Here is a 19,093-nt window from a genome sequence, read left to right as displayed (position 1 = left end):
GGGCCCTTTGCGGACCACCCAGACCCGAAAATCCGCTTCCGAGATTGAACCCTTAGCGGACATGGCACTTGCAGCGGGAAGATCACATCAGTGGAAGTCGTGCGCGAGCCTTCGCGAACAGAAGGCGGATATATCTGGTACGATTTCTGGTGCGCCGACCGCCCTGCTAACAACCAGAACGAAGTAAGCTATTGATCACGTTGGTGGGCCCGGAAGGACTCGAACCTGCAGCCAGACCGTTATGAGCGGTGGGGCTAACCTAACTTCGCACAGGGCAGGGCTCTTCTTCAGCGATTCGGCTAAAAGGCACTTTTGCGAGCGAAATGCACCTCAGTTCGTTTCTCGCTCTCTAACCCATTGAAATCGCTGAAAATGCGAACGCCCTCCGAGCGCACCATAAACCCAAAGCGGCGATACGTTGTCGCAATGGGCGTCACCCTGGGCAAGGATCAGTTCGGGAAGTGCTTGCTACCAAAACGCTCGAGACGCACCCCGCTGATGCGCACGCTGCGCCGCAATCCACCATGGGACTGGGTCGAACGACTTTCTTGGGAGACGTCAGCGACGTCACTACTCTAGGCGGACTCATAAACGACACGTTCGGGAATCGAGGATTTGGCGGACCTTGGGGCTTTGCGACCCTTGGAGGGGCGGGCGGTCAGACGATCGTCGGCGCATTTAGTACCGGAACTCATGGCGGGGATTTCGACCGTCCGCCGATTGCCGATTCTGTGCAGGCCATTCATCTCGTCGTCGACGGCGGCAAGCATTACTGGATCGAACGGGTTGAGGGTGGGGTGCCGCAATTGACAGACGACGACGCCCTTCGGGATCTGTACGGACCTGCGAACGGATTCGAGGAAATCGAAATCATCCGTGACAATCAGACATTCGACGCAACCGTAATTTCGGTCGGCCGTTTCGGAGCCATCTATTCGGCCATACTTAAGGCTGTGCCACAATATTCGCTCTACGAACGACGCAGACTGGACTACTGGCAAGACATCAAAGAGACGATTCGTGAGCTACCCGCGAAGCTGTTTGAAGCTCCAGCACTCAACAAAGACTTCAAACCAGCCGGCACAGTTTTCGGCCCGCAGCGTTTCCTCCAAATCGCGGTTTGCCTCGCCCCTTCCGCCAACAACACGCGCAATCGGGTAGGAATCACCCAGCGCTGGACGCTTAGCCTGACCTCCCGCCCGCCGGGCCGAGAAGAACGCGTAGGCGCTCTCATCGACCCCGGCCAACCCGGCGAGATTGATCCCGAATTTGAGCGAGTTGGAAAGGGCCCTGGATACTCGCCAGACCCGAATGATCCGAGGAAGGGCGCCCAACCAAGTCTCCTCGAGATTGCGTGCTCCAGAGACAGCTTCCTGAAGGGGATCATTGAGGGAGTAGCCAACGAGATAAAGGTGTTCGTTGAGAGCGACGGGGCAGTCGTCGGAGCGGGAATAGCTGCGACCGCTGCGTTCGGGGGAGTCGGGTTGCTGGCTCTTATTCCCGCTCTAGGTCTGATCCTTCTCGCGCTCTATGCGATCCTAGATCTCATCGATGACGACACCCGATTCTCCGAGGTTATGAACACCGTCAAGAATCGTCTGCTCGATCCCGACAATCCGGATCCGTTGGCGCGGGCTGCCGGGGTATTCGCCTGGCAGATGATCTACAACAAGGCATTCGAGGGTCAGCAAAGCCCGACGGACTTCGAAGCCATCAGTTATGCGGTCATGGATAAGCACCACTACGGCAATTACTGCGAAGTCAACGTCGACTCCGTAGAGGTCTTCTTCGACGCGGCCGACACTCGGCTGATCGCGTTCGTCGATGCGCTCATTGCGTTCGAAATCGCGCAGGAGCACCATGGGAAATCGATGGTTGGTTATGCGTCCCTGCGCTTTACAGGTCCGACATCGGCACTGATCGGCATGGAGAGATTCGAAACCAACTGTGCTGTCGAGGTCGCCTGCCTTCGAGATGTCACTGGCGGACAAGAGTTGATTGATTTCGCGGTCACTCTGGCGCGGAACCCAAACATCGGTGGCATCTTGCACTGGGGTCAACGCAACGACTGCACCCGAACCGATATCGACCGGCTGTTCGGGCCGACCAGCGGCTCAGATCGTATTGGCGCGTGGCGCGAAGTGCTGGACAGATTCACCGATGGTGGTCAACTCAACGCGTTCAGCAACGCATTCACCCGGCGAATCGGACTTGAACCGTAAGGCGGAGCGACACCGACATGGAACAGTGGGAAGTCTTCCACGGGACGTGGCGACTAAAGTCAGGCCGAGTGCTGGGGTATCGTTTAAGGTGGGACGCGGTTAATCGCGGAGATGGAAATGATAAGGCAGAACCCTGAGTTGCCCGTCGTTCCTTTGTTCCAGGCGGCACAATGATCGGAGCAGCTATCGCGACCGCAGCTATCACGCGCGACAGCGAACGGGTGCACCACCGCGTTCATATCGGGGATCAATGCCGGTTCAGGATGGAGCCACTCACCACCTGAGGTCCAAGGGACTTTAAGTTCTTTGCGGCTGAAGAGCGGGCGGGGGCGGTCTGCGGCTCGGCGTCTGTCAGATTGCCGTCGGTCCCTCGGTGAAGGCGCTGGGAATGACAATTCCTTCCGCAGATTGAACGCGGAAATAGTCCTTTTCACGATAGCGGCCCGCTCGTCGAGGACGTCTCTCGTAAGTCAATCGTCGAAGGCCGAGACGATAACGGGACAGGCCTGCATGTGCGGCGCTTGACGTCTGATTCCCCGGCACCAGCGAGCTCGATTTCCGAGGATACTGGAAGATGATCAACGTCGGCATTCCGGTCATCTTCCAACCAATTGACCGACTTGATCCGTTGGCTTGGATAAAGACGACAAGATGGTTGACGATGGGCGGCACGCGGCTCGCCCGATGATCATAAACATTACTTGATGCTGTAACCAAGCAGGTGCCTGGTCCGAATCTCTGGTCGTGCCTATCGGCGGTCGGCCTCGCACTCGCGCGTGGCCGGCGGGCTATTTTACTTGGGGCAACATGGCGAACGTTGGACCGACCGGCTCGCAGAAAGGGCCTTTGTCGCGAAACAACATCCATCTCAGCTTGTGCACGCAGCACGGCCAAGCCCGGCCAGTGCTTTCGACGTGATGAGCTCAGCGAGCATTTCTGACGCTTGAAGTGGTTTATCGAGGAGTTATCGACTGAATGCAGACCCAAACGAAGCATTACAACTTCACGCCGATTGTAGATCGTCCGGTTGTGTCCTTTCCGAACAAGGAACGCATAGCGGTCGTCATCTACATCAATCTGGAGCATTTTCCGGAGGACCGGCCCGGCCCGGCGATCGTGCCGCACACCGCGCATTTCATGCCGGACGCTCTCAATTACGGCTGGCGCGACTATGGGCAGCGCGTGGGCATCTGGCGGCTGATGGAGACGTTGGACAAGCATGGCCTCCCCGCAAGCGTGTGTCTCAATTCGGATGTCTGTCGTGAATATCCGCGGGTCGTCGAGGAAGGCTCGAAACGCAGATGGGATTTCATGGGGCACGGACGCAACAACTCCGAGATCGTCAACGGCCTTTCGTTGGACGAGGAAGCGGCGCTGATCGAGGAGACGATCGCGGTCATCGCGGCGGCCACCGCCGAAAAGCCAAAGGGCTGGCTCAGCCCGTTCCTGACGGAGACGCACGCCACGCCGGATCTGCTCGCCGAGCGGGGCATCGAATATCTGTGCGACTATTCGTGTGACGATCTGCCGTTCCAGATGAACGTGAAGAAGGGCTCCCTTCTGGGAATGCCGTACTCCGTCGAATGCAACGACCTTCCGTCGGTTCTGACGTTCGGTGCGTCCGCAGAAGACTTTGGCCGCACCATACGAGACCAGTTTGACGTGCTCTACGAGGAGGGGGAGCGGATTCCGAGGGTCCTTCCCATTGCCTTGCATCCCTTCATCACGGGGCAGGCGTTTCGGACCAAGCACCTGGCGGCGGCCTTCGCCTACATCTCGAGCCACAACGACGTGTGGGTGACGACCAGCGGCGAGATCAACAAGTGGTACCGGCAACACCATCTGCGGAGTTAGCGGTATCTCGTATCGCGCGGTCGCCACCCCCCTCCTGCACAACTCTGATGAGAAGGACTCACGATGAATCCCGAAATGTCCACGCCCACGATCGTGCTCGTGCACGGGGCCTTCGAAGACGCGTCGATCTGGAATAAGGTGATCCGCGGCTCCGGCGCGACGGCTATCCGGTCATAGCTTTTGCCAATCCGTTGCTCGGTGTGGCGGTCGACGCCGCCTACCTGCGCAGCGTGATCGACAGAATTCAGGGGCCCGTGATCCTGACGGCTCATTCCTACGGCGGGTCCGTCATCACCCAGGCCGGCACGGACCCCAAGGTCAAGGGCCTCGTCTACGCAGCCGCAGTGATGCCGGCGGCAGGAGAAGCCGCGAGCAATTTGCTCGAGCGGTTTCCCGGTAGCACATTCCCGACGTCGGTCGAGGCGGTCAACTACTCTCTCCCCGACGGAAGCAGCGGCACGTATCTCCTCTACCAAGCCGACAAGTTCCACAGCAACGTCGCTGCAGATGTGCCCGCGAGCGAGGCCGCCATGATGCTCGCTACCCAGCGCCCCATGAACCTGGCAGCCCTGACAGAGACGCTGACATCCGCTGCATGGATGAATAAGCCGAGTTGGCAAATCAGAACCCTGCAGGATCTCGCCATTCCTGTCGCCGAACAGAAGTTCGAGGCTGATCGCGCAAAATCGCAGGTCGTTGAGGTGAATGCGTCGCATGCCGTCACCGTCTCCAACCCGGACGTCGTGGCCGACGTGATCGTACGGGCCGCGCGCGCGGCAGCGAAGTAACTGCGGTGACAACGCGTTGCGCGCGCAAGGACCGTAATGGGAAATGACTAGAAACGATAGGAAGCGAACTCGCGTTCGTGCGGGATGGCAGGCCGGCGCGAACGTGCAATCGCCGGCGAGGTGGGACTCTCGCCGGCGGCGCTTCGCCATTCAGCAGGGGGCCACCCTATTGCCGCGTCAGGCGAACCAGGTCCTGCCGCAGCAGATAGAAGGAGACAGCGAGCAGGACGACATCCTTCATCAAGAAGGGCACGTTACCCGTCATCGCCGGGAAGCCTCCCGCGGCGACGTCCCAACCCTCCGGCATGAAGGGAATGATGGTAACGGTCGCAATGAAGGTGCCGGTCGAGCCCAACGCTCCGAGCACACCGAGCCGGTGGCTCCAGACGCCCGCGAGCAACAGCGCGCCGAAGGTCCATTCCGAGACGCCGAGGAAATAGCTGGCGCCGGCGTGGTCGAACACGGGATAGAGCCACCAGATCAACGGCCCGTTGTCGATGAAGGGGACCAGCCGCTCGAATTCATATGGAAACCACTTCTGATAACCGAAGAAGAAGAACATGATTACCATCGAGGCGCGGACGACGTGGTAGTCGAGGTCTTCCGCGAGCAGGCCGGAGCCGTTCAGCACACGGACAATCGGGTTTTGGGCAGTTGCAGACAACGTAGCCATGGTCATGATCCTTTCATGGTTGAGATCTGAAACCTCGCGCAGTGGCTTCACGCGACGGCGGGGAAGTCGATCTCGGTGTCGTTGATGCGGTTGAAGACGTTGGTGAACACGGTGGTCGCGAAGGCGAGGCTGATGTCGACGAGCTGTGCGTCGCTGTACCCGGCAGCCTTGATCGCCGCGAAATCCTTGTCGCTGACCGTGCCGCTGGTGCGCGCGAGCTTTTCGACGAAAGCGACCAGCGCATCACGCTGGGCATCTCCGGTCGGCTGGCCGTCGCGGATCTGCTTCAGCACCTCCGTTGTCAGGCCGACGAGCTTTCCGAGGTGGCTGTGGGCGGCGACACAATAGTCACAGCGGGCGGCCTCGCTGATCACGAGCTTGATGATCTCCCTGTCGGACTTGGTCAGGCCTCCGGAGGCGAGCACGGTGTCCGCAGCGAGGATGGCCTTGAGCGCGGCCGGGCCGTGAGCGGCGAGCGCCGCAAAGGTGTTCGGCACACTGCCGATGGCCTTCTTGATCTGGGCGTAGACTTGGCCGGACGAGCCTGAGTCAGCTTCGAGGTTGGGGACGGGAAGACGGGACATGGCGGCACTCCTTGATTGGGTGGTGAACGATTGCGGAGTGACAGTATGATCCGGGTATGAGATGTTTAATGCTGTTTATGCTCTAATATATGCTCATTCGTCTCAATTCGGAGGGCGCAATGGATTGGCTGAGCCGACTGTTCGAGATGATGCCGGTGCGCGGTCGTCTGGACCTGCGCTGCTCCTATGGCGCGCCCTGGCGGATCGAGCAGGGGCCGGGCGAGGCGAATGAGATTCCCTATCACGCGGTCGTCGGTGGCTCGGCCATCCTGGAAGACCCGGCCGGCGGCAAGCCGCTGCGGCTGGAGACCGGGGACATCCTCTTGCTGCCGGGCAATCCAAGACATGTCATGCACGACGGCGGCGGCGCTGCGCCGCTGAAGGCTCACAACCGCGCGTCGCTCAACTTCACGATCAGCGAAAATCTCGGCTCGGACGCGCGGCTCGACCTGTTGTGCGGACATTTTTCGATCGCCCCGCCGCACGACCGCCTGCTGCGCAATTATCTGCCGCCGATTCTGATCGTGCGTGCCGGCGCGCAGCAGGCAGGCGAACGGGACAGTGCCGGGCAGCAGCTCGCGGGCCTCGTTACTCTGATGCGCGGCGAGACGGCAGATGATCATCTTGGTGGCCGAGCGATGCTGAACGCGCTGTCGACGGCAATGTTCGCGCTCGTGCTTCGTCTCGCCAGCGAGACCGGGGACGCGCCGTGCGGGCTGCTTGCGCTCGCGGGTCACCCGCGCCTCGCGCCAGTGGTCGCGGCCATGTTCAACGAGCCAGCCCGTGCATGGACGCTGCCCGAGCTCGCGCAGCTCGCCAACATGTCGCGTGCGACACTTGCCCGTCAGTTCCAGGAGAAGGTCGGACGTTCGCCGGGCGATCTGCTGACCGACATCCGCATGACCCTCGCAACGCACGAATTGAGGAAATCGTCGATCTCGACCGGAGCTGTAGCGGAAGCGGTCGGATATTTGTCTGAGGCGGCGTTTCAGCGGGCGTTCAAGAGCCACATGGGCATCACCCCTGCGCAATGGCGAAAGGCGGCGCAGACGTCAGCGACGATTGATGATTTGGAGCTGGCAAAGCGCGCAGAGGTGATGTCGAGAGTTGAAGACGCCTAGCCAAGTGTGAGGCGGCTGGGCCACCTCAGCATCCGCGGCAGATGATCAGCTGGCGGTCCAGCGCCTGATCGCGCTGTTGCTGCTCACGCTCCCAGGCAGACAGAGAGTCCGATTGAGGCGCATCGGCTCGCTTTGGCTGGTGGTGACCGACCGGCGCGAGCCAGGGCCGATGCGACGTCGGCGCGACCGAAGCAAGATGCTCAGCCGAATGCGCCGGCAGGTCGGGGACGGCGTCGAGAGAGGTGCTTTGGTCGGTGGCGCCTGCGGGCGACAGCAGGCCAATCATGACAAGGCCCGCAACAGCGGAACGGATCGAGCGTGTCTGGTTAGAGCGATGGGACATTGTTGCGCGCCTTGATGGAGGCTCGGGATGAGCGGCTCCGTTGGGGTACACAATAGTCTCGGACGTGAAAGGCTGAATGCCGGGCGATCTCGAAGATATGCTCGTTCGTCTCAAAGGCGTCGACGGAGGGGACTGGTCTGCCGTGACGGGCGTTGACGCGGCCTTGCGAGTGACGACGCGGATGCCGCGGCCTCTTGCGCCGGCGTCGGTCGCGCCACCGGGCATGCCGATGTCTGGCCGCTGCCGCACGCGTCAAGCCTTGCGGTGGCCTCGTTCCTGAAGCACCCAGCTATTGCCATCTGGGTCCGAAAAGTCGGCGAAACTGGCGTAATGCGCGCGGGATCGAGCCCGGGGGCAAAGCCACCGTCCCACGCGGCGATCGGCGTCTTGTGTCTGATATCACTGACCTGAACGCCACGTTCCAACAGGTGGTTGCGTGTGGCCTCGAGGTCAGAGACGACGAGACAGCCGTTACGAAGCGATCCCGCGGGCGCGTCGGTGATGCCGTTGCCGATCTGAATCGAGCAGCTCGAGCCAGGGGGCGTGAGCTGCACCACGCGGAATGTGCCAGTCGGCGAATAGTCGACGTCGAGTGCGAAGCCGACCTGATCGACATAGAAGCGCAGCGCCCGCTCGACGTCTGCCACGGGAACGGTAATCACCTCGACCGAAAACTTCATGATGGCTCCGCTGATGCGTCCTTGCGATCTACAAATCGATGACGACGTCCCGAACCGGCCGTGAGCAGCAAATCAGGAGATTGCCGTCTGCCGGCTGATCGAGCGGCAAAGGCTCATAGGCCACCGCGCCGGAAATCAGGCCGCTTTCACAGTTGTGACAAACGCCGGTCCGACACGACCAGCGAACCGGAACGTCACACGCCTCGGCCAACTCCAAAATGCTCGCGTAAGCCGACGGCCTCCAATGGACGGCGATGCCACTTCGCGCGAAGGATACCAGCGGGCCGCTGTCGGCGGGGTCCTTGGGCGGGTGCGGAGCTCGCATGGCTGCGCCGACGATGCCGGGCATCAATGACTCGCCGCCATTGAAGATTTCCATATGAAATCGTTCCGGCGCCATACCGGATGCTGCGAGCGCCTGTTTCATGTCCGCCATGAAACGAGCCGGCCCACAGAGGTAGACATCCGCCTCATGCGGAATACCGATGTCCTCGAACACCGCTTGCGACAGGCGGCCGAGAGCATCGAAATCCTCCCCCAGCCTGTCATGTGGATCTGGTTTGCTGTAGCAGACAAAGCTGCGGCCCTGCGGGAGGCCAAGCATCAGACGGCGTACTTCGCTGGCGAATGGATGATGCTGTCCGTCTCGTGCAGCATGCAACCAGAAGATCTGCCGTGTCGAGCGGGCCGCCGCGAGGGCGTGCAGCATGGCCAGAACGGGCGTTGCCCCGATTCCCGCGCTGAGCAGCACCACCGGCCGCTCCCCGGGTTGCAGGGTAAATCCTCCACGCGGAGAACTCACCTCGATAACGTCGCCTGCCTGGATGTGCTCGCTCAGGTAATGGCCGGCCGCCCCATCCGGTTCGATTTTCACGCTGATCCGATAGCCCTGTGTCGACCGGGGACCCGAGATCGAGTAGCTGCGAATGAGCGGTGAGCCGTCGGTTCGCGGAAGGCGCAGGACCACGTACTGCCCAGGCAGAGGCGGCGGCAGCGGCTCACGATCCGGATGCTGCAGTGAAAGCGAGATGACATCCGCGGCTTCTCGATCGATCGACGCAACCTCGAGCGGTCGAAACCCGGGAGGGACCGGGTGTGCAGCGGCTGCCGGGGCAAGACCCGCGTTGCCGTTACTCCCTGTACCGGCCCCCTGGCTCTGAAGGAGCGCCTCAAACGACGCGCGCCATCCCGGCGAAAGTGCCCTGATCCGCAAGGCGCGCTCCAACCGATCACGCGGGTGATCGGGAGAATAAAGCAACGCGTTGATCTCGGTGACGGTCATCCGCACGCCCGCTTCGCCGACCTTCACGATTTCGTCGCCAGCGCCAACCTCGCCTTCGCTCAAAACGCGGAAATAGAACCCCGGCCGTCCGCTGGACGTCAGCAGGGCTGGCATCTTCGGCTCGTTCGTCCGGATGCCGACACGGTAGCAGGTCACGCGAGGCTGAGTAACTTCGAACACGGCGCTGCCGATCCGAAAGCGATCGCCTATGCAAACGGTATCGTCGGGTAGCCCATCGATCGTGAAGTTCTCGCCGAACTGTCCGTGGACGAAGTCGGTGCGGCTCAATTGCATCTGCCAGTAGCGGTATGATTAGATTTGGTAGACGAAGACCGCTCGTTGCTCACCCCCGTGGCCAGCTAGATCGCCCTGACCATCTCCGTCCAGATTCAATCGGCCGACCCGACAGCGACCACGCACGGGATCTTTCCAGATTCCAGTGTGTATCGTGCGATTCTTCCACGCAATGTCGCGCGGAAGCCCGACATTCACAGACAGGAGACGCGCCATATGCTGCTCCGTTTCGAAAGGCCCGAGCCCTTACCGGCGGGTCGCAGATTCGGCCGGCTGGCTACCAGCCGCGGGTGCCACCTCGGCGACGTCAAGGTTACGATCGGGGCCGTGTGGAACCACCGACTGGCCGGGCTCGAGACGCATCAGCGTGCCATCGAGATGGACGGTTACAATGTCTGGTTCGAAGGACACGAAATTGGAGATGCTGCGGACTTCGTCATAAGCGTCGGGGTAGGTCCAGGCCGCTTGGCGTGCGTCTCCAATGGAATAATAGCTGCAGAGGCCCTTGTAGGGACAGAAGGTCTGAAGCTTCACCGGAGTGAGGGCAGACTCGTCGATATCGGCACGTGGAACGTACCAACGAGGTGCAAAGCCAGATTCGTAGAGGACCAGCGGTCGCTTTGTATCGGCTATGACCCGGCCCTGATGGTTGACTATGAGGTTACGAGAGGTCTGGCGGATGTCGATGCGGTGATAGGGATCGGCTGCATGGCCCACGATTCGTTCATCTTCCTCGTAGAAGGCATCCATGGCACGCCAGGCGAAAGCGATAAGACCCTGCAAATCGCTGGCATGAGCGGGCAAATTGGTGTGCTGCCACGCTCCCCGAGGCGCGATGTGTTGCTCGTCTGCCCGAACGCTGTACCAGGAGGTAGGCCCGAGGTCGACGTGCTGACTGGTATGCTCGGCCCGTGCCAGGACGTGTGGCGAAACGTCGGTCTCGGGGAAATATGCCACAGGGTAGCGCCCCGGTTCGAATAGCAGGAGACATCGCTCGCTATCGGCGATCCAGCTTCCGCCGAAGCGCACGCGTAAGCGGCGGCGCAGCGGCTCGACGTATAACAGCCGTTTGGGCAGTGGCTCGGGGACAAGGAAGCGGCCAATCGCTCCGGTTGAGAGCGGGCCTTGTTGCCAGGATAGTCCCACACTTCCCTCCTCGTTGCACGCCAGCTGATGGTGGACCTGTCCCGGCCCATGTAGCTTCGCCTGAACTATTCGATCGAGTGTATTCGTGCGCCCTCTGGTCGAGGTTACAGACGATCGAAATATTTTGCGATGACTCTTGCCTGACGCTACCCAACGACATTGGAGCATTGGCGCGATGGCGCCACTTGCGGCAGACTCACAGCAAATGTCGCACCGCAAACGGGATTGGGTCTGGCTTGGATCGATCCTCCGTGAGCAACCATGACGCGCCGGCAGAGCGCAAGACCGAGGCCCATGCCGCTCTTTTTCGTGGTGTAGAGGGGATCGAACAGATCTGCCCCCGGGTCTTGGGAAAGGCCAACACCGTTGTCCTCAAATTCGACAATCACAGATTCCGATGAGGTGAACGTTCGAAGACTCAAGGTCCTTTTGCGGTCCGACACCTCAAGCACGCTGTCAATCGCGTTTTGAATAACGTTCAGCATCACCTGAAGGAGCAGATCCATATTCGCCTTCGCAACTGGCCGAGCCGGATCCAGGCATATTGTCGTCGTAACTTCTGCGAGCGCAAGTTGCGGCTTAGATATTCGAACCGCTTCCTCTACAATGGAGTTCAGCGACTGCTCCGTAAAATCGATCAGGATATTCGCCGACAACAATTGTAGGTCCGCGATGGTCCGCCCGGACCGGCCGGCTATGGCACGGATGCGCTGTATGGACCTTGTAGCCGAGGCGACGTTTGGAACGTCGCGGTCAAGCCAGCGCAAGGCAGCGTCGGCGCTGGAAATGATCGCGCCGAGCGGCTGATTGACCTCATGCATAATCGTTCCAGCGAGTTCCCCGAGTTGCGTCAGCCGCAATTGGCGATCGCTTTCGCGCTCGGTTCCATGAAGGAGATTCACCGCGGTCCTCAGTTCAAAGAGATCCATCACGACGCTCCGCATCGAGCTGACTTCCAACATCGACGCTGTTCCTGTCGCAATGCAACATGCGACCGATGCTGGTGACCCGTTTGATTTCGGCAGTTATCCTACTCAAAACCGGGTCGCAGTTATTGAATAGACCTGACGTTCGCTTTGGACGAATCTGATCGACGACGATCAATCGTTGTCATGTTCATCGAGGACATCGGCTGAGGGATCATGGGTCAAGATCTAGCGATCAATCATTGTCGCGGATGGGAGCAAAGTGATGGGAAGTCAGAGCAGGGTGGTGAGAGAGAAGCCGTCGGATTTCTTGTCCGATCCCAAGGACGGCATCTGTCAGGTTCGAGAGATCGCTGGCGCAAAGTTCGCCAAAGCCGGCCTTAACGCCGTTCATACCCTCAGGCGCCGCCAAGGCTCGGAAATGACCTCAATGCATCTCCGAGAGAATATGTACATGGTGACCGTATATCTCACAAATCATCCTGAGGCGCAGGACGTCTGGAAGGATGGTCATCACGCCATGCGGCCCGCGATGAACGCGGGAGCGATCTCCCTTTTCGATATGCGCTATCACTGGGAAGGCGACAATATGGCGCCGTTCGAAGCATTGAATTTCTTCGTGCCCGATCTCGCCTTTGACGAGACTGCACGTGAACTTGGCTCTACCTTCGCCGGTTTCGACTACGATGTCGAACGCGAGTATAGGGACGAGGTCGCGACCTCGCTTGCCCGCGCCGTCCTACCGGCGTTGAGTCGGCCTAGAGAAATTCCAATGCTATTTGTCGATCACGTATTCTCTGCGCTGCGCACACGCCTGCTTGTTGCCTACTGTGGATTGCACCCCACTGAAGCCACGACGGGAGCCAAACTTTCGCCCCAGGAGGTAGCGCGCATCAAAGAACTGCTTCTCGATGACGCCGGTGCAGACCGCTCGGTCGCAGAACTGGCTGTTTCCTGCGGACTTTCCGCAGGGCAGTTCTCGCGGGCCTTCAGGCGGACGCTGGGAACTTCGCCGCACCAGTGGCTCCTTGAGCAGCGGGTGGCACGCGCCAAGTGTCTGCTACGTGGGAAGCAGTCGATCAGCGACATCGCGTTCGAGTGCGGCTTTGCGGATCAGAGTCACCTCACTCGCGTGTTTTTGCGGAAGGTTGGAATAACACCCGGCGAGTGGAGGCGTGCAAAGTATTCGGACGCTTAGGAGCAACGAGGGCCAGGCGTCGCAAGCGCTATCTTTCTGCCTTCCGGTGGGAAATTATGACTTGTATGAAAGGTCCTTCAGCAACCCGCTTCTGTGGTATGGCGCAAGCTGTTCGCTGCTGGCGAGCCCTCGCAGATCTCGATTTCGAGGGACGAACCTTTTTGAGTACGCTCGATGCGACGCCGAGTGAGGCCATCCCGCAGGTTGACTAGCGATTCTAAACTCCTCGCAAGCGCTCTACTCGATGCATAGCCCGTCGTTGATCGGTACAGTGAACTGAAAGACGGCGCCGCGCGGCTCATTGGCGGTCATCCATAGTCTCCCGCCGTGCGCAACGATGATCGAACGGCATATCGACAGTCCGACACCCAGGCCTCCCGACTTGGTCGTGTAGAAGGGTTCGAACAGCCGCGCGAGGCCCTCCGCTGACAGGCCCGGCCCCGAATCCGCGATCGACACCAATATGCTGTCCGCATCTGCTCGCGCGGTCTGGATCAGCAGTTGGCGCTTGCCCTCCATGGTTCCGCTCAGCGCCTCGATGGCGTTCAGGATGAGGTTGAGCGTCACCTGCTGCAGCTCGACGCGATCGCCGATGACCTTGGGCAGACGATCGGCGAAGGCCGTCTGGATCGAGACGCCGTTCCGCGCTGCTTCGGTTTGCGTGAGCTCAATGACGTGGCCGATCACGTTGTTGATCGCCAGAGAATCCCGTTTGGGCGGTGATTTTTTTATCAGATCGCGGATGCGCCCAATGACCTCGCTAGAGCGGATGCCGTTCTCGATAGCGCGTGTCAAGGCCCTGCGCGTCTGCTCCAGCGCCGGCGGCTGGTGATCGAGCCAGCTCAATGCCGCCTGCGCGCTGGCGATGACGGCAGTGTTCGGCTGATTGACCTCGTGGGCGATCGACGCCGTCAGCTGGCCCATCACCGCCACCCGGTTGGCGTGGGCCAGTTCCATCTGAGCCTCACGGTAACGCTGCTCGTTTTCGCGTGCCTCGGTTTCTGCGCGCTTGCGCTCGCTGAGATCCAGCACGAAGGCGACGCCCTGCTCTTGCTCGTCATCGAACAAGGCTCCGCCTGTCAGCACCGGCACCCGGCTGCCGTCCTTATGGAAGAACGCCTTCTCAAACGGCTTGACGACCCGCGTCGCCTTCAATTCGGCACGGGCGCGATCGGTGCGCTCCTGCCATTCGGGCGGCGTCAGATCTGCCCAGCGCAACCGGCCCGCGGCGAGATCATCGCGATCATATCCTAATGTCTTCAGGAAGGCCTCATTGGCATCGAGAATGTCGGGGATGTGATCGAAGATGAAGATCCCGATGATGTTGGATTCGACAAGCCGACGGATTCTCGACTCCCGCTCCTGAAGCTCTCGATACAGACGAGCATTGTCGAGCGAGGTCGCAGCTTCGGACGCGAGAAACTTCAGGATCGCGATCCGGGCGGGGGTGAATACGCGCGAGGCAAGATTGTTCTCGAGATACAGAAATGCGACCGCCCTACCTTGCTTGATGAGTGGTACGCATAGGGCTGATCGGACACGTTTTTGCTTGATATATTCGTCGTCGCCGAATGCGCTGCTCGTCGATGCATCGTCGAGCACGACGCTTTCTCGCGTGCGAGCCGTGTAGAGTACGATCGACATCGGCACTTTGGCGGTGGAGATCGGTGAATCGGCAAGATCGAGAGCGACCGAACCGCCACCAGTCACCGCCTCCGCCCGAATTCTCAGCTCGGGCCCCCTCGGTAAAATCAGGACGCCGCGTTCGGCACCCGCGTGCTCGATAGCCGACCGAAGCAGGGTTTCCGTGAGCCTCTCCAGCACGATTTCGCCTGAAACGGCCTCCGACACCTTGAGAACCGTCGCGAGGTCCAGCTGCTCGACGGGCGCTCCGATCGTGCCTGCGTCGTTGAGCGTGGACCCTCGCTCCCGCAGGCCCGGATAGAGTTCCTCGAGCTGGCGCACCTTCGCCTCGGCGCCCCAGCGCGCGTAGCAATCGCGCGCTTTCATCAGATACGACAGAACGACCGTTCGAATGCCGCGCGCCTCGTAGAACCGTGCTGCGCGCTCAGCGGCGATCGCCTCGATCTGCACAAATCCGGATTCTTGCGCCAATCGGATCGATTCTTCGTACAGCTGTTCCGTCTCGAGTTCGCGACCTTCGATGCGCGCAAGCTCCGCCGCGACGAGCTTCTGCCGGGCGGCGAAGTTCGCCGGGCAGCGGTTGGACCAGACTGTGAGCTTACGGTGGTGCTCGCGGAGGTCGCCGAGGCGCCGCTCGCGATCTTCGGGTCGTGATGCGTGGTAGGCCCCGGCATGAGCGAGCGCCGTGTAGAACCGGTATTCGGCAAAGTCCGAATAGGCGCGGGCGCACCAGGAGAGCTCTTCGGCGCGTGTGGCGAGGTCAATCGCGACATCGTCACGTCCGGCAAGGACCTCGATCTGAATTTGCGTCGCGTAGTAGAAGAAGGCAGTTAACGGTTCGCTCGCATCCGGATGCTGAAGCGACCCCGGGCTCTCGAAGCCATTATTGCCATCGCGCCCCGCAAGGCTCCGCGCCAAATCCCTTTGTTTGACCAGGCCCTCCGCTGCCAGCCGGACACCCAAACCCTCTGCGAATGACAAGGCCCGCTCGGCGCTCGAGCAGACCTCCATGAGCGGATCGCCGCAGAAGAGATCCACCGATATCAGTCCGCGATGCGAGTACGCCGCGAAGGCCAGCTCTCCAGTCGTCAAACAGATTGCAAGAGCGCGCTGAATGGATGGCCTTCCCGATCGGATCGGGCGAATCCAAGGGGTTACGTGGAGGCCGAATGCCAAAAGCGCACGGCCGCTCAATCCGATCTGCGGGTGCCTGTCAGCAAGGGCTGCGCCAAATTGCGACAGCCGGAAGCCGAGTTCGGCATCGGTTGAGTTACTCGCGAGCACGCCGAATATCGCGGTCAGCGGATAGCAGGCTTCAGGGCAAATCCCGTGCTCGATCGTCAGCCGAGTTGCCTCTACGAGCATGATGTCGGACAGGTTGCGATCGGTGAGAAACGCAGGAGTGAGGAGATCAGCCAAGACGCACATCGTTGTGCGATGATTCGGATCGGTCATCGGCGGCAGCGCATGAAGCTGGGTGTCGGACAGTCTTTCGGCCAAACTCCGCAGACGTTGCCGATCTTCATCCACCTCGCTTCGGTCGGGATGAGGGGACCAGTCGATCCCGGTCGTGCGCAAGAATGCAAGGCAGACGTCGACCGCAGGCCCAAGCTGCCCCGCAGCGGTGTACAGCTGCGCCTGAAGTCTGGCGACCTCAGCGCTTGCCTGAATGTCCGATCGGCTCTGCGACAGGATCGTTAATTCCGCTTCGGCCGTGTCCAGATCGCCAAGCAGAAACTTGCATTCGGCGTGCAGCAGGCCGATCGCGAAGGCGTCCTGGCTGCACCGGGGATGTCCTTCCTCGCCGAGCAGAGTGCGGGCCGTTTCGAGGTAAGTTGTTGCGGCATGGTAAGCCGTTGCATTTCGTGCGCGCCGGCCCGCGTCAAGATTGACGGCAATGACCTGATCGCGTTCGGCGTCCTTCGTCAAGGCGGCGATGCCGCGGTTGAGCTGGTTGGCAACGATATAGACGCGCTCGTTGGTTTCGTCAGGCGTCAGCTGTGCCGCCAGCGCCATGCCGATCCGAAGGTGCAGGGCCGTTCGCCTGGCCTGGTCCGGTTCAAGCGCATAAGCGGCCTCTTGCACGCGATCGTGCACGAATGCGTACGAGTTCTTGAGGCGTCGGACCAGCTCGAGACGCGTCGCGTCTCGCATATCCACATGAAGCGCCTGCTCCGAACCTCCGTGCACAAGGCAGAGCATCGTGACCTCGGCGCTGCTGCCCAAACAGGCGAGTTCGAGCAGGGCCTGACGTGTCTCGTCGCGCAAGCCGCTCAGCTTGCCGACCATGAGATCTGCGACGTTTTCGGCGTAGCTCTTGTCCTTGATGCGTTCGAGGTCCCAGTGCCATTGCCTTTTGTCATGATCGAAGGTCAGTAGCTTTTCTTCGGCCAGCGCCTGCAAAAACTGCGTGAGAAAGAACGGATTGCCTCCCGTCTTCTCGTATGCCAGGTCGGCCACGGGCATGGCGCATGCTGGTTCGCAGCGAAGTGCATCCGCAGTGAACTCCCAGACGGCATCGCGAGTGAGGGGAGTAAGGTCGACTTCTCGAATGCGCTTCCGGGAGGCGCGAATTTCCGATAGCCATTGTGCCAGCGGGTGTTTGACGTCGACATCGTGGGGTCTATACGCGGCAACGAGAAGCAGATTCCGCAAGTCGGATCTGTTCAGAAGATCCTCTATCAATTCCAATGTGGCCACGTCGAGCCACTGCAGGTCGTCGAGGAAGAGCACAAGCGGATGGTGTGGTTTGGCGAAAATGGCAACGAAGCGTCGAACGACGAGTTGGAAGCGCCGTTGTGCGTCTTGCGGGGAGGTCTCCGGGACAGGCGGTTGATTGCCGATCACGAGCCGCAGTTCCGGTACGAGATCGACCATCAGTTGACCGAGATGACCCAGCGCTTCGTGCAGTGCGCTACGCCAAGGTGCCAGGTCGGCATCGTTCTTGGCGAGAAGGCTCCGGATGAGCCCTTGAAGAGCATGCACGAGCGTCGCGTAAGGTATGTCGCGCCTGTGCTGATCAAATTTGCCCGCTGCGAAGAACCCTCCCAACGGGACTAAAGCCTTGTGCATTTCGTCGACGAGAGCGGACTTGCCGATACCGGAGGAGCCGGACACCAGGATCAACTCGGGTGTGCCGCTCCGGGCGACGCGATCGAACGAGGCCAGCAACGTCCCGATTTCGTGTTCTCTGCCGTATAGTCGTTCGGGGATCAGCAGGTGGTCGGGTCTATCGGTTTGGGCCAGAACGAAATCGTCGATCCGCCCCTTCGCCTCCCATTCGGCCGCTGACCGTTCGAGGTCGTTCTTGAGGCCGACGGCGGTCTGGTAGCGATCCTCGGCCGTCTTGGCGAGAAGCTTCATGATGATCGCCGAGACGGGGCGAGGAATGCCACTGACCCGTTCGACAGGCGGAACGGCTCGTCTCGCGACATGGCTATGCACCCATTCCATCGGATTGGCCGCGGTGAACGGTAGTGCGCCCGTGAGCATCCGGTAGAAAATCACGCCAAGTGCATAAAGATCGCTGCGGGAATCGACGGACCGGTTCATGCGGCCGGTCTGCTCGGGCGCCATGTAGGCCAGCGTGCCGGCGATGGTCTCGGGCGGTTCGAGCCGTTGTCGCTCGCGCGGCAAACGAGAAGCGAGGCCGAATCCGGTAATCCTGACTTCGTCCGCTGCGGTCACCAGAAGATTTATCGGCTTCAGATCCTTGTGGATCAGACCCCGCCGATGGAGCTGGTCGACGGCGACGGTGATGGCGAGAGCCAATCGGAAAATGCGGTCCAGCTTCATCGGCGCGCCGAGCAGTTGCTCGAGCGGCTCGCCGCCGGGATCTTCCAATATCAGCGAGGTTCGACCGCCGTCGCGGATCAGCTCCAGCGGCCGTAAGGCCCAGGTCCCATCGAGCTCGTCGCGCAAGGCGTACTCATGGGCGAGCCGTTCGAGGACCGTGGCCGGCGGATGCTCCGCAGCGGCCCTGACGATCAGGACACTCGTGACGTTGCCATCGGCGCCCTTGCACCATTCGCGGCGAAAGATGCGCTCACCGTCGTCCCATGAGGCCTTGAGACCGGCATCGCCGTAGGTGGGAATCCGTGAGGATACGTGCATCTGCCGGACTCCGGAATTAGCCGGCCAATCGGTTGAAAACGCGGGAAAGGTGTGTGCCTATCCCGTTCGAGAACGTACTCCCAACACCATTCCCCAACAATAGCCGGGATCGGAGCCGTGACATGAGCCGCATTTCGTTCGGGCCGGACTGGTCGAGGCCAGTGTCGACGGCCATCTTCAAAGATTGCTCCGATGCGATCTGATTGACAATTCCGCTCAACCCCG

At 60.8% G+C, this 19,093-nt stretch carries 13 protein-coding genes and 1 pseudogene; 5 read left to right on the top strand and 9 right to left on the bottom strand.

The window, feature by feature from the left end; translation table 11 throughout:
* The first annotated feature begins 461 nt into the window (after positions 1-461).
* A complete protein-coding gene (locus tag HAP40_RS29290) occupies positions 462-2,222 on the top strand; it encodes a hypothetical protein (RefSeq protein ID WP_166814517.1) in 1,761 nt (586 codons plus the stop codon).
* 351 nt (positions 2,223-2,573) lie between these two features.
* Here HAP40_RS29290 and HAP40_RS29285 read toward each other — a convergent pair whose 3' ends face one another.
* Complete coding sequence (locus HAP40_RS29285; RefSeq protein ID WP_166814518.1) at positions 2,574-2,894, bottom strand: hypothetical protein; 321 nt, start codon at positions 2,892-2,894, stop codon at positions 2,574-2,576.
* 303 nt (positions 2,895-3,197) lie between these two features.
* Here HAP40_RS29285 and HAP40_RS29280 point away from each other — a divergent pair, with 303 nt between their 5' ends.
* Together HAP40_RS29280 and HAP40_RS29275 are read left to right on the top strand one after the other, a co-directional pair.
* Positions 3,198-4,076: a polysaccharide deacetylase family protein gene (locus tag HAP40_RS29280; protein ID WP_166814519.1), complete on the top strand. Its 879-nt coding sequence runs from the start codon at positions 3,198-3,200 to the stop codon at positions 4,074-4,076.
* Positions 4,077-4,276: 200 nt separating this feature from the next.
* Positions 4,277-4,864 (top strand): alpha/beta hydrolase, encoded by a 588-nt coding sequence (locus HAP40_RS29275; RefSeq protein WP_208024872.1) that lies wholly within the window; start codon positions 4,277-4,279, stop codon positions 4,862-4,864.
* A gap of 166 nt (positions 4,865-5,030) precedes the next feature.
* Here HAP40_RS29275 and HAP40_RS29270 read toward each other — a convergent pair whose 3' ends face one another.
* Positions 5,031-5,537 (bottom strand): YkgB family protein, encoded by a 507-nt coding sequence (locus HAP40_RS29270; RefSeq protein ID WP_166814520.1) that lies wholly within the window; start codon positions 5,535-5,537, stop codon positions 5,031-5,033.
* 47 nt (positions 5,538-5,584) lie between these two features.
* Entirely contained in the window at positions 5,585-6,121 is a 537-nt protein-coding gene (locus HAP40_RS29265; protein ID WP_166814521.1) for a carboxymuconolactone decarboxylase family protein, read from the bottom strand.
* A gap of 119 nt (positions 6,122-6,240) precedes the next feature.
* Between HAP40_RS29265 and HAP40_RS29260 the strand changes: the two genes are divergently transcribed.
* Positions 6,241-7,242 carry an AraC family transcriptional regulator gene (locus tag HAP40_RS29260; protein ID WP_166814522.1) on the top strand — a complete coding sequence of 334 codons (1,002 nt, stop codon included), beginning with the start codon at positions 6,241-6,243 and terminating at the stop codon, positions 7,240-7,242.
* 25 nt (positions 7,243-7,267) lie between these two features.
* Here HAP40_RS29260 and HAP40_RS29255 read toward each other — a convergent pair whose 3' ends face one another.
* The 5 genes and pseudogenes from HAP40_RS29255 to HAP40_RS29235 all read right to left on the bottom strand — a co-directional run bounded on the left by HAP40_RS29255 (position 7,268) and on the right by HAP40_RS29235 (position 11,949).
* On the bottom strand, positions 7,268-7,528 hold the full coding sequence (locus tag HAP40_RS29255; RefSeq protein WP_166814523.1) for a hypothetical protein: 261 nt from the start codon (positions 7,526-7,528) through the stop codon (positions 7,268-7,270).
* A 167-nt stretch (positions 7,529-7,695) separates the two neighbouring features.
* Positions 7,696-8,265 carry a VOC family protein gene (locus HAP40_RS29250; protein WP_208024873.1) on the bottom strand — a complete coding sequence of 190 codons (570 nt, stop codon included), beginning with the start codon at positions 8,263-8,265 and terminating at the stop codon, positions 7,696-7,698.
* A 28-nt stretch (positions 8,266-8,293) separates the two neighbouring features.
* Positions 8,294-10,057: pseudogene (locus tag HAP40_RS29245) on the bottom strand (MOSC domain-containing protein).
* A gap of 30 nt (positions 10,058-10,087) precedes the next feature.
* Positions 10,088-10,987, bottom strand: a complete 900-nt coding sequence (locus HAP40_RS29240) for a DUF427 domain-containing protein (protein WP_166814524.1) — start codon at positions 10,985-10,987, stop codon at positions 10,088-10,090.
* 146 nt (positions 10,988-11,133) lie between these two features.
* Positions 11,134-11,949, bottom strand: a complete 816-nt coding sequence (locus tag HAP40_RS29235) for a sensor histidine kinase (protein ID WP_166814525.1) — start codon at positions 11,947-11,949, stop codon at positions 11,134-11,136.
* Between the two features lie 229 nt (positions 11,950-12,178).
* Between HAP40_RS29235 and HAP40_RS29230 the strand changes: the two genes are divergently transcribed.
* Positions 12,179-13,111: an AraC family transcriptional regulator gene (locus HAP40_RS29230; RefSeq protein ID WP_166814526.1), complete on the top strand. Its 933-nt coding sequence runs from the start codon at positions 12,179-12,181 to the stop codon at positions 13,109-13,111.
* A gap of 237 nt (positions 13,112-13,348) precedes the next feature.
* Here HAP40_RS29230 and HAP40_RS29225 read toward each other — a convergent pair whose 3' ends face one another.
* A complete protein-coding gene (locus tag HAP40_RS29225; RefSeq protein WP_166814527.1) occupies positions 13,349-18,868 on the bottom strand; it encodes a trifunctional serine/threonine-protein kinase/ATP-binding protein/sensor histidine kinase in 5,520 nt (1,839 codons plus the stop codon).
* Positions 18,869-19,093 lie beyond the last annotated feature (225 nt).

The sequence above is a fragment of the Bradyrhizobium sp. 1(2017) genome, assembly GCF_011602485.2.
Classification (GTDB): Bacteria; Pseudomonadota; Alphaproteobacteria; order Rhizobiales; family Xanthobacteraceae; genus Bradyrhizobium.
The sequence above is the reverse complement of the archived record's forward strand: the minus strand, read 5'-3'. Positions and strand labels throughout refer to the sequence as shown.

What these genes read in the sequence shown, in the direction of transcription:
- HAP40_RS29280 (WP_166814519.1), top strand. Translation starts at nt 3,198, where the DNA reads ATGCAGACCCAAACGAAGCATTACAACTTCACGCCGATTGTAGATCGT.
- HAP40_RS29270 (WP_166814520.1), bottom strand. Translation starts at nt 5,537, where the DNA reads ATGGCTACGTTGTCTGCAACTGCCCAAAACCCGATTGTCCGTGTGCTG.
- HAP40_RS29265 (WP_166814521.1), bottom strand. Translation starts at nt 6,121, where the DNA reads ATGTCCCGTCTTCCCGTCCCCAACCTCGAAGCTGACTCAGGCTCGTCC.
- HAP40_RS29260 (WP_166814522.1), top strand. Translation starts at nt 6,241, where the DNA reads ATGGATTGGCTGAGCCGACTGTTCGAGATGATGCCGGTGCGCGGTCGT.
- HAP40_RS29255 (WP_166814523.1), bottom strand. Translation starts at nt 7,528, where the DNA reads ATGATTGGCCTGCTGTCGCCCGCAGGCGCCACCGACCAAAGCACCTCT.
- HAP40_RS29250 (WP_208024873.1), bottom strand. Translation starts at nt 8,265, where the DNA reads ATGAAGTTTTCGGTCGAGGTGATTACCGTTCCCGTGGCAGACGTCGAG.
- HAP40_RS29235 (WP_166814525.1), bottom strand. Translation starts at nt 11,949, where the DNA reads ATGTTGGAAGTCAGCTCGATGCGGAGCGTCGTGATGGATCTCTTTGAA.
- HAP40_RS29230 (WP_166814526.1), top strand. Translation starts at nt 12,179, where the DNA reads ATGGGAAGTCAGAGCAGGGTGGTGAGAGAGAAGCCGTCGGATTTCTTG.
- HAP40_RS29225 (WP_166814527.1), bottom strand. Translation starts at nt 18,868, where the DNA reads ATGCACGTATCCTCACGGATTCCCACCTACGGCGATGCCGGTCTCAAG.